Source organism: Methylophilus rhizosphaerae, from assembly GCF_900100975.1.
Taxonomy (GTDB): Bacteria; Pseudomonadota; Gammaproteobacteria; order Burkholderiales; family Methylophilaceae; genus Methylophilus; species Methylophilus rhizosphaerae.
The window spans coordinates 376,419-391,393 of the sequence record NZ_FNFX01000004.1 but is presented as its reverse complement, the minus strand read 5'-3'; the positions used below and the strand labels follow the sequence as shown (position 1 = coordinate 391,393).

General features: G+C 54.2%; 12 protein-coding genes and 1 pseudogene. 3 read left to right on the top strand and 10 right to left on the bottom strand.

Annotated features, from left to right (window positions below; genetic code table 11):
* Positions 1 to 7: 7 nt before the first annotated feature.
* The 8 genes and pseudogenes from BLP53_RS11340 to hemC all read right to left on the bottom strand — a co-directional run bounded on the left by BLP53_RS11340 (position 8) and on the right by hemC (position 10,058).
* A complete protein-coding gene (locus BLP53_RS11340) occupies positions 8 to 1,996 on the bottom strand; it encodes an LTA synthase family protein (protein WP_091472271.1) in 1,989 nt (662 codons plus the stop codon).
* Between the two features lie 95 nt (positions 1,997 to 2,091).
* The gene (locus BLP53_RS11335; RefSeq protein WP_091472270.1) at positions 2,092 to 2,460 is read right to left on the bottom strand and encodes a hypothetical protein; all 369 of its coding nucleotides are present in this window, start codon (positions 2,458 to 2,460) and stop codon (positions 2,092 to 2,094) included.
* A gap of 201 nt (positions 2,461 to 2,661) precedes the next feature.
* Positions 2,662 to 3,039: a hypothetical protein gene (locus BLP53_RS11330; protein ID WP_091472269.1), complete on the bottom strand. Its 378-nt coding sequence runs from the start codon at positions 3,037 to 3,039 to the stop codon at positions 2,662 to 2,664.
* A gap of 170 nt (positions 3,040 to 3,209) precedes the next feature.
* Entirely contained in the window at positions 3,210 to 4,868 is a 1,659-nt protein-coding gene (locus tag BLP53_RS11325; RefSeq protein WP_143001373.1) for a hypothetical protein, read from the bottom strand.
* Positions 4,831 to 6,159: an MFS transporter gene (locus tag BLP53_RS11320; RefSeq protein ID WP_091472267.1), complete on the bottom strand. Its 1,329-nt coding sequence runs from the start codon at positions 6,157 to 6,159 to the stop codon at positions 4,831 to 4,833. Before BLP53_RS11320 ends, BLP53_RS11325 begins: the two co-directional genes overlap by 38 nt.
* A pseudogene (aas, locus tag BLP53_RS11315) lies at positions 6,156 to 8,284 on the bottom strand (bifunctional acyl-ACP--phospholipid O-acyltransferase/long-chain-fatty-acid--ACP ligase). Before aas ends, BLP53_RS11320 begins: the two are co-directional and overlap by 4 nt.
* A 68-nt stretch (positions 8,285 to 8,352) precedes the next feature.
* Positions 8,353 to 9,117 carry a uroporphyrinogen-III synthase gene (locus BLP53_RS11310; RefSeq protein ID WP_091472266.1) on the bottom strand — a complete coding sequence of 255 codons (765 nt, stop codon included), beginning with the start codon at positions 9,115 to 9,117 and terminating at the stop codon, positions 8,353 to 8,355.
* The gene (gene hemC, locus BLP53_RS11305) at positions 9,114 to 10,058 is read right to left on the bottom strand and encodes a hydroxymethylbilane synthase (protein WP_091472265.1); all 945 of its coding nucleotides are present in this window, start codon (positions 10,056 to 10,058) and stop codon (positions 9,114 to 9,116) included. The genes BLP53_RS11310 and hemC overlap by 4 nt, the downstream gene beginning before the upstream one ends.
* Positions 10,059 to 10,227: 169 nt before the next feature.
* Here hemC and BLP53_RS11300 point away from each other — a divergent pair, with 169 nt between their 5' ends.
* Positions 10,228 to 10,902: a mechanosensitive ion channel family protein gene (locus tag BLP53_RS11300; protein ID WP_091472264.1), complete on the top strand. Its 675-nt coding sequence runs from the start codon at positions 10,228 to 10,230 to the stop codon at positions 10,900 to 10,902.
* Between the two features lie 33 nt (positions 10,903 to 10,935).
* Here BLP53_RS11300 and BLP53_RS11295 read toward each other — a convergent pair whose 3' ends face one another.
* Both BLP53_RS11295 and BLP53_RS11290 read right to left on the bottom strand, forming a co-directional pair.
* Positions 10,936 to 11,679: a LytR/AlgR family response regulator transcription factor gene (locus BLP53_RS11295; RefSeq protein WP_091472263.1), complete on the bottom strand. Its 744-nt coding sequence runs from the start codon at positions 11,677 to 11,679 to the stop codon at positions 10,936 to 10,938.
* Positions 11,672 to 12,691 carry a sensor histidine kinase gene (locus tag BLP53_RS11290; RefSeq protein ID WP_091472262.1) on the bottom strand — a complete coding sequence of 340 codons (1,020 nt, stop codon included), beginning with the start codon at positions 12,689 to 12,691 and terminating at the stop codon, positions 11,672 to 11,674. The genes BLP53_RS11295 and BLP53_RS11290 overlap by 8 nt, the downstream gene beginning before the upstream one ends.
* A 102-nt stretch (positions 12,692 to 12,793) precedes the next feature.
* Between BLP53_RS11290 and argH the strand changes: the two genes are divergently transcribed.
* Both argH and BLP53_RS11280 read left to right on the top strand, forming a co-directional pair.
* Positions 12,794 to 14,212 (top strand): argininosuccinate lyase, encoded by a 1,419-nt coding sequence (gene argH / locus BLP53_RS11285; RefSeq protein WP_091472261.1) that lies wholly within the window; start codon positions 12,794 to 12,796, stop codon positions 14,210 to 14,212.
* An 80-nt stretch (positions 14,213 to 14,292) separates the two neighbouring features.
* A complete protein-coding gene (locus tag BLP53_RS11280; RefSeq protein WP_091472260.1) occupies positions 14,293 to 14,946 on the top strand; it encodes a hypothetical protein in 654 nt (217 codons plus the stop codon).
* Positions 14,947 to 14,975 lie beyond the last annotated feature (29 nt).

Genomic DNA, 14,975 nt, shown 5'->3' with positions numbered 1-14,975 from the left:
CAACCTCTTACTCTGGCAAGCGATAACGCTGCTCTTTGTATAACAATGCCGGCAACAAGGCATTGGCCAATGCCTGCTCTGCCAGCGACTGCGCATCGGCGGGGGCATCGGTGTTGTGCAATTGCTTGCTGACCGGCTCGTAATGCCCGAATGCCGGCGGCTTGCCTTCGCGCAATACCACCACTTCATTTTCAACGGCATCCGGTCCAACCTGCTGCATCCAGCCATAGTTATAGGCATATTGCATCATGGCACGGCCACGGTAATCCGGACCTATATTAGACAAGTCATGGCCGGTCATAGGATGTTTTGCCTCTATACCCATGAGTGACAGCACCGTGACCGGCAAATCAATCTGGCTGGCAATCGCATCCACGGTTTTTGGTTGTACTGCGCCCCCCAGAATCAGGGCCGGAATATGGAAATGCTCAATCGGCACCAGGGAATCACCACGCACACGGATATCGTGGTCCGCCACAATCAGGAACACCGTATCCTGCCAGTAAGGACTGGCTTTGGCCTTTTTGATAAACTCGCCTATGGTGTAATCGGCATATTTCACCGCGTTGTTATCGGTAGCCTTGGGTTGTTCATACAACTCGATACGGCCATCCGGGAACTCAAATGGCGCGTGGTTGGAGGAACTGAACGCCAGCGTGAAAAACGGCTTGCCGCTGGCATGATGCGCCAGCAACTGTTCGTGGGTTTTATTGAGTAAATCCTCATCGGACGCGCCCCAGCTCGCCACAAATACCGGATTCTTGAAATCTGGCTGGTCGGTAATCTGCTGGAAACCGTTGCCCATGAAAAAGCTGCGCATATTGTCAAAATGCGATTCGCCACCATAGATAAATTCGGTCAGGTAGCCTTGTTTGCTTAACAGAGCTGCCAGGGTAAAAAAGTTTTTCTGGCTTAAACCCAGCTTGACGGTGCTGTCAGATGGCGTTGGCTGGAAACCGGTCACCACCGCCTCAATGCCGCGCACGGAACGTGTACCGGTGGCATACAAATGAGTAAACCAGATGCCTTCGGATTTGAGTTTTTCCAGGTTGGGCGTGACCGGTTTGCCACCCAGTGATTCGACAAAGCCCGCTCCCAGGCTTTCCTGTAACAGGATCACCAGATTCAACGGCTTGTCACGTTTGACCGAAGGCACCAGCGTGGTCAATGTCGGGATATCCGTGTCCTGTGCCCCGGTTAACGCCAATACCTTTTCACGTGGCAGCTTGCCGTAAATTTCACTGGATTTTGCCTCATGCTGCAAGCTGTAAGCAGCGTAGAACACCGAGTAGGTAGAATTCAGAATCAGGCTGTTGACCATGCTGTCCTGCGTAATGGCAAACAAGGCCGGGTTGGCAGGCCGGTGCGTCAGGGTGGAACGCACAGCAAAGGCAGTCAATACCAATACCAGTGGCCAGATCAGCCAGAGTTTTGTATTGGACCAGGCTGGTTGTGCCTTGCACCAGGGTTTCAGCAGTTTACGCACCAGCACAAATGCAATCGCGGTCATCAGCAGGCCAAAAAACAGCTCGACCTTGAAGCCCTGCCACAGCATGCCAAACACTTCATGCGGATATTTGAGGTATTCCACAAAAATACGGTTGGGCCGCACATCGTATTCGAGGATAAACCCCGGCGTTGCCGCTTCCAGAAACACTAACAGCACTAATGAAAGCAATACCCACCAGAAAGTGAATGTGCGCCAGAATCTAAATAACTGACGGGTCGCCAGCAGCGGGGATAACAGCACCGGAATAATAGCCAGCAAACCCAACTGGATCAGGTCTACCCGCACCCCTTGCAGCAGGATCTGGCAAAATTCGCCGGTGGCCTGTACCCGTTCCCACTTCCATAGCACCAGCCCGATGCGGGTCAGGGAAAGAAATACCAGCCCGGTGAGGAATAGCACAATCAGGGGTGCATAGGGGCCGAAACGATGACCAATTGCCCATAATTTGGAGGTAAAACACGATTGACCGAAGTGACGTGATTGCATGTTCGCTTAACCAGGATTGACTTGAGCCTGTGATTATAACGGGTTATTACGGATTGTTATTGCCTCGCGGACGCAGAGTGCCGCGCTGATTTTGATTAAAAAGCTTGCTTGCGTAGCTGCAAATACACGATAGACAACAACACAATGGGAACGACAAACCCGACCAGCAATGGCAGTAAGTCAATCAGCATATCCACCATGCCGGCCTGGCTGGACAATGCACCCCACAATTTTGCCGCCAGCGGGATCACGGTAAATAACAAGGTAGGCATTAAAAACCAGACACTGCTGGAGACCCCACGCCTGGCAAGCCGGGCACAGAGATACGAAACCACCGCCACCACGACTGCCGAACCTGCGCCCCATACCGCCCCGGCCACTAGCGTAATCCAGATGCCCACCTGATATAACAACAGGCAAATAATGGCGGCCAGGATTAGTTTGCGATGGGTTGCCACTGACATAGGAAAATGTAATTTTATAGGGATTAAAATGGGTCAGACCGCATCTGCAGGTCAATGGTTTAAATATAAAGCCACATCGCATGCGATGCAATACGTGATAACACGGGAACGCGTGGGATGGGAAGCTGGAATAGCACAGTTGCGTGAGACTGAGGTGCCGTAAAACGGGATTGCACAACACAATCCCGTCAATCCAGCCGGCTAATGCGTGGTAGCAGGTGGCGCGCTTTCATACTCGGTTGGTTGAGCCGGATTGCCTTTGGTACTGCCGGCTTTTTCATCCTTGTTCCGCAGCACCTTGTTTTTATACCTTTGCATCGGCCGGTCGGCAGAATCGCGTTCTGTACGGTCCCGCTGGTCTTTTACCTGCGGACTTTCCGCATTGCCCAGGTTGCCAGCAGCATCAGGCACACCGTTCTGATGGCTTTGCGTGACACCTTTGTCCGTATACCGTTGTTGCCTTTCCACTTGCGGACTTTTGGAAGTCCCCAGTGTTGCGCCGTCATCCTTGCTTTCGGCAGCGTAAGAAGACGACATGGAAATGGCAGAAAGTAATAATGCAATCAGTAGTTTATTCATGTTCTTTTCCTTTACTAATAATGGATTACAGTTGACTGAATAAATGCTTTTTCAAGCGTACCGCATGCATTCATTTAACAACGGCCAGGCGCGCTGCCCTATCAGGAACACGCTTATTTTGCTGTAGGAAGCAGCTGTCGCATGCTGTCATGCATCGCCGCGAACCGCGGTCAGGGTTTTATTCTGGTTTTACGCCATGCACACCAGCGCCGGTAAACAACACACGGCAAGAAACCCGCCATCCCCATGGCACCGATTAAAAGCAGCATGGCGGGCACAGGCACCAAGGCAGGTTTTTCCGGTGTGAGCGCCAGGCCATCTTTCAGGTGTGCAGGTAAAGGATTGGGAGTGACCGGAATGATTTTCCACTGGCTTCTGTCCGCCGGTGCCTGTTGCAGGTATTGCGCGAAACTGTAGACCGGTGCCAGCCCGTTAGCACGGCTGGAAGGAATCTGCGGGATACGCACAAAATAAATGGCTTCCAGTTGTTGCGGCATTGCCTGCATGGCGGTTGAAGTTAAGGTTTTGCGGTCAGCGGTACGGGCAATATGCAGCAAGTCGTTACCGATGGCATCAAACGCTACGGCAGGAAACAGGCGGGTCATTTCGGTACTGAGGTAATCATACATGGCGCGGCCCTGCTGCAGGCTATGCTCACTGATAGCCGCATACCAGTAAAAGGCGCTGGCTTTGAGCAGGCTTTCTGCCCCGCGCGCCGGGACTTGCCAGCCAAGGTGGCGCAAGACATCCATGCTGATGCCGGTGCAGTTATTACGCGCCAGGTCGTACACCAGGTCATTGCGGTAGAAATGCTGCTGCACGCGGTTGCTGAGCGCCTGGACATGCGCCGGGATCGCAGGCTGGGAAAACACTGCCACCAGCAGGTAGGAAGGCCGGTAAAATGCCTGTCCGCTGTTGAGATCCGCCATATATTTATCCATGGGCGTCACGGCGGAAATAATGCCTTTTTCGCTGTGTGTGGCCAGGTTGTAATAATTATTCACCAGCCAGTTGCCGTAGTCGCCCGCTGCATTCATCACCCCGGTCACCAGCGCAAAATGACCGCCGTGCGCTTCATCATCGTCACCTTGCGCGCCGTTAAGCAATATGCCCAGCACGGCTTTGCCTGCCAGTTGTGACGCGACAGCCGGCGTTTTTTGCCACAACAGGCGGCTGGCATAAGCGCTGCGCGCGCCGCCATGTTCAAACTGCACCAACTGTTGCAATGATTCATGCGCCTGCAAAGGTTCAAGGGGCGCTTGCAGATTTAACTTGAAATCTTGCGGCCAGAGGCTGCGTGCAACGATCTGTTGCCCCACCTGCTCCCCACGGATGCTCAACGGGCGCTGGCTGTAAAAAGCTTGCGTATCCTGGTTCCAGTACGACAAATTGGTGGGGATTTTCGGCACAATGGCAAACGGTGTTGTTGTGCCATCCGGCCATTGCAGCTGCTTGCCGTCAGCAAGCAAGCGTACATTTTCCCATTGCCGGGTAGTGCCGGTCCAGACCAGGCCGGGTAAGGCCTGCGGGTCCAAAGCCGCAACATCGTCCGCGCCACGCTTGTCTGCGGCATACAGCGTGACAGGCTGGCCAGCGTCGGGGATGGCAAAGGTTTCGCCTTTAAAATACCAGCGCGCCTGCGGCAACAGCAGGCAGGCCTGGCAATCAGCGGTTACCGGCCGGAACTGGCCGGCGTCATATAAGCCCAGTGAGGTGTTTGCCGGCTCAGCGGGTTGCGCCGCCAGCACCACCGGCGAGCAAGCCAGCAATAACCAGCCCGCCCAGCGCACGCTAGGCAGCCCCGAAACAGCGTTTGAGATACGCCACACTGCTGAACCAGTATTCCGGCTGGCGAATACAGAGATAGCCAGCCACCAGCAGGTTGACAGCGGCAGTGGCGCTGAATAGCTGGGGAATACTCAACCCAACGCTGAACAACAGCAAGGAAAAGCCGGCGGACAACACCATAAACAAGGCGTTGAGGATGTTATTTGCCGCAATCACGCGCGACTGGTAATTGGTTTCAGTACGGCTTTGCAGCAACACATACAGCGGTACAATATACAAACCGCCGCAGATGCCCAGCAATGCCACATCGGCCAGCATGTGCCAGTATTCCCAGCCAGCCAATGTGCGTAAGGTTAGGCCAGGATCCGCCTGTAATTGCGCATGAATAGCCGCGCTGGTGCTGGCAAAATCAAAGGTAAACAACGACATGCCGACAGCGCCCAGCAACACCAGCCCCAATTCATGCCGGCCTTGCGAGAGTTTCTCGCACAATAGGGAGCCCAGGCCCACCCCTATGGAGAAAATAGTCAGCAAGGCAATGAAATCACGCTCGCTGCCTTGCAACACGCCTTTGGCCAGGCTGGGAAACTGTGCCAGTAAAGTCGCCCCGAAAAACCAGAACCATGAAATCGCGACGATGCCCAGCCATAACACGGGTTGTGCCCAGAAAATACGCACGTTATTGGCCGTTTCGCTGACCGGATTCCAGTTAATTGTCAGCGCCGGTACGGGCGCAGGCGAGCGCGGAATACGGCGGCTGAGATGAAAACCGGACACTGCAATCAGCAACACACTCAGGCTGGTAAACAGGGCATGTTGCGACAAGCTGCCCAGCCACGCGCCCAGCACCTGCCCCAGCAAAATGGACACAAAGGTACCCATTTCCACCAGCCCGTTACCGGCAGTGAGTTCGCTGGCCTGCAGATGCTGTGGCAGATAAGAGTATTTGACCGGGCCAAACAGGGTGGAATGCATGCCCATCAGGAACAGTGCCAGCGCCAGCATTGCCAGGTTATGCAGTATAAAGCCGGCACTGGCCAGCAGCATGATGGCGATTTCCAGCAGTTTGACCAGGCGGATAATCGTGGCCTTGTCATATTTGTCGGCCAGTTGCCCGGCAGAGGCTGAAAACAGGAAAAACGGCAGGATAAACACACCAGGCAGCAAGGTCACCAGCATGCCGCCATCCAGCGTCGTCAGGCTGGCGGTGTTAAATGCCACCTGTGTAATCAATGCGGTCTTGAATACATTGTCATTAAACGCGCCCAGGGCCTGCGTCCAGAAAAAAGGACTGAAACGCGGCTGTTTGAGTAATTTGAATAATTGATTCATGCTGCCTCCGCCATTTGTTTCAGTGTCACATAGTCTGTCTTGCCAGTGCCCAGCAGCGGAATCTTTTCCACTGCAATAATTTTCCTGGCAATCGCCAGCTCTGGCGCACCCAGGTTCCTGGCCACGATCTGCAAATCCTCGCGTTTAAGTGCGGCATCGGTGGTAAACAGGATGATGCTCTCGCCGCGGTTGGCATCGGCCTGCGTGGTTGCGGCGTGCTGATAGTCGGGCGCCGCGGTATTGGCAATGGCTTCGACGGTTTCCAGCGACACCATTTCCCCTGCGACTTTGGCAAACCGCTTGACGCGGCCCTTGATATGAATGAACCCTTCCTCGTCGACCTCCACCACGTCGCCGGTGTCATACCAGCCGCCAGGCGGCGGAATCAACTGGCCAGGCTGGTCATGCAAATAATACCCCTGCATGATGTTGTCCCCTTTGACATGCAGCACGCCGCCGTTTTCAATGCCAGGCACCGGTTCCAGTTTATGGGCAATACCAGGGAAAAACTGGCCGACCGTGCCATGTTTGTTCGCCATAGGCGTATTGGCAGAAATCACCGGCGCACATTCGGTCGTGCCATACCCTTCCAGGATACGGATGCCAAATTTCTCATGGTAGACCTTGCGCACCTCCTCACTCAGTTTTTCCGCACCGGCCACCACCAGGCGCAGTTTGTAAAAATCATAGGGATGGGCAAAACGCGCATAATTCGCCAGGAAGGTATTGGTGGAGAAAAACACGGTGCAGTTTTCTCATAAATCGCTTCCGGCAGCAGCTTGTATTGCAGGGGGGATGGAAACAGCATGACGCGGATACCGTTCAGCAAAGGCAGCAAGGTGCCGGTAAATCCAAACGCGTGGAAAATCGGCAACGAGGTCATGAATTTATCGGTGGGATTAAAATCCAGCATCGCCATGATCTGGTGGATATTGGCCAGGATGCTTTTATGGCTATGCACCACGCCTTTGGGTTTGCCCTCGGAGCCGGAAGTGAACAGGATCACTGCAGTCTCTTCCGCCCGTACAGGCATCATTGCCGCCCGTGGATAATGCAAGGCGAATCCCATCAGCCATGCGCGATCCAGCCAGCCGAACTGGGCACGCAGGTCTTCCAGATAAAGAATGTTGAGGTTTTTTAACTGCGCCACCACCTCCTGCAGCCTGGCGGTTTCCAGGAACTGGCGCGACGTGATTACGGTGCGCAGATTGGCTGCAACACAGGCATTCTGGATACCCGTGGTGCCTGCGGTGTAATTCAGCATGGCAGGAATACGCTGGAATGCGTTCATGCCCAACACCAGCGCCACCGTAGTCGTCATATTTGGCAGCAGCAGGCCGATGGCTTCCCCGGACTGACTGATTTTGCAGGCCAGCCGCCCCAGTGCCAGGCTTTTCTTCAACAAGTCGTGATAGCTTTCTTCTACCTGGTGCAGGTCTTCAATGATCGGCGCGCTGCTGTCAAACTTGGCTATGCTATCCAGCAACGCTTCAAATAGGGTCTTGCTTTGCTGCGTCTGGAACAGCATGTCCTGCATGATGTTGCGCATGGCCTCACCGGCCATCCGGCGACGCTGCTTATTGGTCAGGGACGTATGCTCAGGAGGGGCTATCCGGATTTCAGTGGCCGGTAACACTGTCAGTGAAACATTAGGCAGCAACTTGCGCGGGCGCGCATCCGATAGCCGCCCGAAATAGGACTGGGCAGCCCCTTCCACCCGGACCGGCACAATCTTGACGCCGGTTTTGGCCGCCACAAAACCCGGCCCGTCATACACTTTCATCAATGCACCGGTGGACGTAATGCGCCCTTCGGGAAAAATCACCACATTTTCACCCGCATTCAGGCGCTGCAGGACTTTCTTCATGGCCAGCGGACTGGTCGGATTGACTGCCACATAAGGCGTCAGTCGCAGAAACCAGCGAAACAGTGGCCGCGTCAACACCTCGCTATGGACCACAAACGTGGCCCGTTTGGGCAGGAATAATCCCAGCAACAAACCGTCAAGAAAGGATTCGTGATTGGCGACAATCAATAAGCGGTCTTCTTTCGGTATATGCTGCAAGCCCGTCACCCGCACACCAAACAGCAAACGACATAATCCTCTTAATACGCTGACCACCATGCGCGGCTATCCCTTAATATTTATCTCTCTTCTCTTATAGACCATGACATTCTGCAATGCCTGCTGCACTATACGCGGGTTTGAAAATAATCGGTGATTAATTGCACCATGGCGCCATCTCCCGCTTGCCCGGCACTGAACGCCATCAGGCCATGTACGGCTGCCTGTTCGGCAATGCGGTCATGGTTCACAAATAAAGGGACAGTGCGGAGCCAAGGAGTGTTTCCTGCCAGGTCAAGCAGAAAGCGCAAGGCTTCCGTGCTGGTAATCACAATGCCCTGCAAGCGATTTTGTGCATGCTCATGCGCCAGTGACGCAATCGTAGTCTGCGGGTTGATGCGGCGATAGCACTCGCCAAATACCACTTCGGCACCGCGCTGTGTCAGCGTCTCAGCCATCAGCTCGCGCCCGCCGACACCACGCACAATCAGTACACGCTGGCCTTGCATGTGCTGGAACGCCGGTAGCGAGAGCAAGGACTCACTGTCGAATCTGTCTTCTGGCGTCAAAACGTCAGCCACGCCATATGCCTGCAATGCACTGGCAGTCGTCGGGCCGATGGCCGCAAATTTTAAAGCGGGAGGAATGGTAGCCTGCTGCAATAAAGGCATCCCGTATTGCACGGCGTTGCTGCTGATAAAAATCACCCACTGGAATTGCGCCAGCGGCGTGACGGCGGCGTGGAAGGCATCCAGGTCAGGCAAACCCGAAATCTCCAGCAAGGGAAAGGAAATCACCGAGCCACCCGCCTCGGTGATAGCCGCATTCAGCCTGGTCGCTTGTGCTGGTGGCCGGGTGACCGCAATATGCACACCGGCCAGGGGCAAGGTCATTTCACGCCATCCAGCGCGGCCAGGATTTTATCTGCACCACGCGCGACCAGTTGCTGCGCCAGCTGTTGTCCAAGTTTTTCAGCCTGGGCGGCATCGCCCGTTACGGACTCTTTCAGCATCTGCCGGCCATCCACACTGGCCACAAAGCCCTGCATGCTGATGGTGTTCCCCTGTTTGGTGGCATAAGCGCCCAATGGCACGGTACAACTGCCCGCCAGGGCACGGCTGAAGCCACGTTCGGCCTCTACGCACAACTGGGTATCCACATGGTTCAGCGGCGCCAGGATAGCGATTAAATCGCTGCGATTGGCATTGATTTCTATGCCCAGTGCGCCCTGGCCGACGGCGGGAATACTGTCAGCCGGATCAATCAGGCCTTTGATACGATCACCCAGTTCCAGCCGGATCAGGCCAGCCGCCGCCAGAATAATGGCCGCATACTGGCCTTCATCCAGTTTGCGCAACCGGGTTTGCACATTGCCACGCAGGGATTCAATTTTCAGCTGCGGAAAACGCGCCTGAATCTGGCTCTGCCGACGCAGGCTGGAGGTGCCCACGACGCTGCCCGCCGGCAATTCTTCCAGGCAGGTATAGTGGTTGGAAACAAAGGCATCACGCGGGTCTTCACGCTCGCCGGTGGCCGCGAGTGCAAACCCCTCCGGCAAATGCATGGGTACATCTTTCATGCTGTGTACGGCCAAATCGGCACGGCCATCTGCCAGTGCGTTTTCCAGTTCCTTCACAAACAGGCCCTTGCCGCCTATACGTGACAGCGGCGAATCGAGGATCTGGTCACCGGTCGTAGTCATGCCTAGAATACTGACATCACATTGCGGGTAAAGCGCTTGCAAACGGGCCTGGATATGCCTGGCTTGCCACATGGCCAATGCGCTTTCACGCGAAGCAATCACCAGGGATTTTGGAGGGGTCACTGTAGTCATGCCGCCATTTTAACATAGGGGATTAGCCGCAGCCCCTGCCCGTTTTGCGCTTGGTCATGCGCCAACCTTTTACGCCACAGATCAGCCGGATTGAGTTATCCTAATAAAGTATCCCGGCAGGAATACTGCTAAAAACAAGGGAATCCATGATTAAAAAGGAGGGCTGCCCATGCAGTATCAAATTGATATTTTTCTTTCATCTCTCAACCAGTTCTGGGTAGAACTGGTCAATTTTGTACCCAAATTACTGGCCGTGATCGTGATTTTATTTTTTGGCTGGATGGTGGCAAAATTAGTCCGTATCGGTGTCAAGCGCCTGCTGGAAATCACCCAGTTTGATGCATTTGCCAAACGCTCCGGCCTGGAAGCGTTTATGAACAGCGCCAGTTTCAATGTCACGCTCAGTGGCATTATCAGCCAGGTCATCTACTGGCTGGTGATCCTGCTGTTTGTGATTACCTGCGCCAACTCGCTAGGCATGACCGAAGTTGCCCTGTTGCTGCGTGAGCTGGCCAGCTACCTGCCACATATTATCGTCGCCATCCTGGTGGTGATTTTCGGTACCTTGTTCGCACGCTTCATCAACCGCCTGGTGTTTGCCTGGTTACATAGTATCAAGTTTGAGCAGGCATTGATTATCAGCACATCTGCGGAATACTGCATCCAGATTCTGGCGATTTTCATTGGCCTGGAACAACTGGGCATTGGCATGCAGCTGATCCATTCCTTGTTCGTGATTGTCTTTGGCGCCGTGTTCCTGGCCCTGGCGATTGCCTTTGGCCTGGGCGGCAAAGAGTGGGCGGCCAAAATCATTGCGCAGGCAGAACAAAAGAAAAAACCTTAAACAGCGTGCAGTGACGTATCACTCAGGGCCGTTTTATACGGCCCTGATCACATGTTGATGTCGCCGGCTGACTACCAGCGTATCGGGAATCCCTTTAATCAGCACCACCCAACCCTGTTCTCCTGCTTCGTCAGGATTTTGCAGTCGCTGTTTTTCATAGCCTGCAATTGCATTTCTTGCCACCAGTGCATTTCTATGCACACGTACAAACTGGTCAGCATACGTCTGCTCCAGCTGGTTCAATGAGGTTTCCAGCAAGTAACTTTGCTCGCGGATACGCACGGTCACATATTTAAGTTCGGCGCGGAAATACAGCACGTCTGCCAGCGGAATCAATAGCACTTTGCCGCGCTCGTGTATGCTCAGATGCTGGTGCGTTGCCTGCAATGGTTGCAAGGCTTGCGATTGCACCCATTGCAAGGGCCGCGCCTTGGCCAGCGCCGCCGACAACCTTTCCGCACGTATCGGTTTTAACAGGTAATCAATGGCATTAAGCTCAAACGCCTGCAAGGCGTGATGGTCATACGCGGTAGTGAAAATCAGGCTGGGCGGTGTCGGTAACCGGCGGAGATGCTGCGCCAATTCAATGCCATCCATGCCGGGCATGCGGATATCCACCAGTGCAATATCAATGGACACGTTTTGCAATACAGCTATGGCTTCTATGCCATTACCCGCTTCCATGACCGCATAACCACCAATATCGCTGACCAGGTCACGCAAACGCTGCCGGGCTAACGGTTCATCATCCACAATCAGTAATTGCCGGTCAGCCATGCACCACCTCGGCCATGGGACGTGTCGGGATAGTAATTTCGACAATATAGCGCTGGCCTGCCTCATATTGCCGCAACTGCGCTTCCAGGTCGTAATGCAGGCGCAGGCGTTCACGGATATTGTTCAACGCCATTTTATTGCCACCCGCTTTGTCACTGCGCAGCGGCAAAGGGTTGCTGAGGCGCAACAGCAAACTGTTACCGCTGGGCTTTATCTCGATATGGATCACCCCACCCTGCGCTTGCGGCTCAATGCCGTGATAGACCGCGTTCTCCAACAAAGGCTGCAAAATCAGCGGGGGAATCATGATGTCAGTAGCGATGTCAGCCAGTTGCCACTCACAGTGCAAACGTTCATCCAACCGCAGTTTTTCGATATTCAGGTATTGCCGACACAAGGCAAGCTCCTGCGACAACGGCACCAGGTCGCGGTTATCTGCCATCAGCACCCGGAACAATTCGGCCATATCCTCCAGCGCTGCTTCGGCGCGTTGCGGCTGGCTGCGAATCAGTGACAGCACCGCGTTCAGGCTATTAAATAAAAAGTGGGGGCGGATACGCGCCTGCAAGGCCTGCAAACGTGCTTCGGCAATGGCGGGCGAATAGGCACGCTGTAATAAATCCAGGTAATACAGGCACAACACCACATCGCCCAGACACAACAACATTCCCTGCCAGTATTGTGCGACGGTCAATGGGGCAATCCACACATCATAACCGTAAGCACTCACTAGCATAATCACAAGGGCCAGCAAAATAATCGCAGCGCCTCCTGCCCGATAAGGCAAGCGTGCCAGCCAGGGATAAACCAGCGTGAGTGCCCCCAGTACCAGCAACAATGGCGGCAACCACTGCGCGCCCAGTTGCGCCAGGTCGCTGCCCCACTGCCAGGCATTCCAGCCTGGTTGCGCGTTAACGATCGTCAGCAAGGCCAGCAAGCAAACATGCCACAACAATACACGCAAGTGTATGCCCAGATTGCGGAAATTGGGAATGCGGTTGCTTTTACGCACAATGTGTTGTTCGTTTATAATATCGTGCCAGCATCATAAGTATTAAGTGCCACAGGCGCAAGCACGCGTCAGGCGGCCATTTCCGGCAGAAAGAATTTTGTTTTGACAACATCCAACCCTAATACACAGTCATCTTTGCACCAGAAAGACCAGGCCTGGTCTGGCCGTTTTAACGAGCCGGTGGCCGAACTGGTCAAACGCTATACTGCTTCGGTCGATTTTGACAAGCGCCTGGCCAGATTTGATATTCAAGGCTCAGTTGCTCACGCCACCATGCTGGGTGCGCAAAACATTATTTCTGCGCAGGATGTTGAAGATATCAAACGTGGCCTGGGCGAGATCCTGGCGGAGATTGAAGCCGGGCAGTTTGAGTGGTTACTGGATCTGGAAGATGTGCATCTGAACATCGAAAGACGCCTGACCGAGAAAATCGGCGATGCAGGCAAACGTTTGCACACCGGCCGCTCACGTAATGACCAGGTCGCGACTGATGTGCGTTTATGGCTGCGTAGCGTAGTCGATGACACCATTGCTGGCATCCGCGCCCTGCAAACCTCATTGCTGGATTTAGCCGAAGCAAATGCGGCCACCATCATGCCTGGCTTTACTCACTTGCAAGTTGCACAGCCAGTGACATTTGGCCATCACCTGATGGCCTATTTTGAAATGCTGAATCGCGATGCCGAACGCTTTGCCGATGCACGCAAACGTATCAACCGCTTGCCTTTGGGCGCGGCTGCATTAGCTGGCACCAGCTACCCGATCAAGCGTGAACTGGTGGCCGAATTATTAGGCTTTGACAGCGTCTGCCAGAACTCACTTGATGCCGTATCAGACCGTGATTTTGCGATTGAATTTAATGCAGCTGCGTCATTACTCATGATGCATTTGTCCCGTTTCTCAGAAGAGCTGATTTTATGGATGAGTCCACGTTTCGGCTTTATTGATATCGCCGACCGTTTTTGTACTGGCTCTTCCATCATGCCGCAAAAGAAAAACCCGGATGTGCCGGAGCTGGTGCGCGGCAAAACCGGCCGCGTGTATGGTCACCTGATTGGCTTGCTGACCCTGATGAAAGGCCAGCCTCTTGCCTATAACAAGGATAACCAGGAAGACAAGGAGCCGCTGTTTGATGTGGCGGATACCTTACTGGTGACCTTGCAGATTTACGCCGACATGCTGCGCGGTATTACAGTGAAAGCTGACAATATGCGCCAGGCTGCCCTGGAAGGATTTGCTACCGCGACTGACCTGGCCGATTACCTGGTGAAAAAAGGCATGCCGTTCCGCGATGCTCACGAAGTCGTTGCCCATGCTGTGAAAGCGGGTGTGGAATCCGGCCGTGACCTAGCAGAATTCAGCCTGGCAGAGTTGCAGGCTTTTAGCGCAACGATTAACGATGACGTATTTGAAGTCCTCACGCTAGAAGGCTCAGTCGCCAGCCGTAGCCACACCGGCGGCACCGCCCCCGAACAAGTCCGCCGCGCAATCACCCAAGCCAGGGAACAGTTAGGGCGCTGATGACACACTTGCATCGTCTCCAGTGGAATCACAGATCACATTGGCTGATGATGGCGGGATTAATCCTTTGCCTTAGCTTGATGACCGGCCTGGTTCATCAACCGGTGCATGCCGCGTTTGGCATTGCCAATCCCAAGCACGAACAAGCCATGCTGTGGCCACTATTACCTGGTGAAAGCGTCAACAGCCTGGCGGTCAAACTCTATCCGCAAAGCCCGGTGTTACAACAACGTTTTGTGCAGCAATCCATCACTCTCAGCCGCAGTCGCGGCATCCTGCTGACCGCAGACCAGCGGGCAAAATCTGCGCAACTGATCGCGGTGCCCAATGCACAAACCCTGCATACCATCACACACAGAATCAAGAAAGCCGATGAAGTCGACACCGAGGCTTTTACCGCACCGGCAGGGCTGGTCATGAGCGTGCAACTCACACAAGCCTCGCAAAATTCAGGCTGGCATATCCCAGCATTAACGTTGCCTGCACTGCACTTACCGGAAGCCGTATCATTAAAAGGATATTCTTTTTCTGTAGCTAATTTGGCGGGGCGGGTTACAGCGGTCAAAACACATATTGTGGAAACTTATCAGACCAATGCGCGGGCGATTGCGCGGACACCAGTGAAACGGCTCTACCAACAACCGCAGCTGGCGGTGATTGTGGGGAGTGCAGTATTGTTGCTGGTATTGAGTTTGGGTTGGGGTGTTTTGGAAGCGCGACGCTCTACGCAATAACGTCGTAGACACTCGTTGCATTCTTTCTT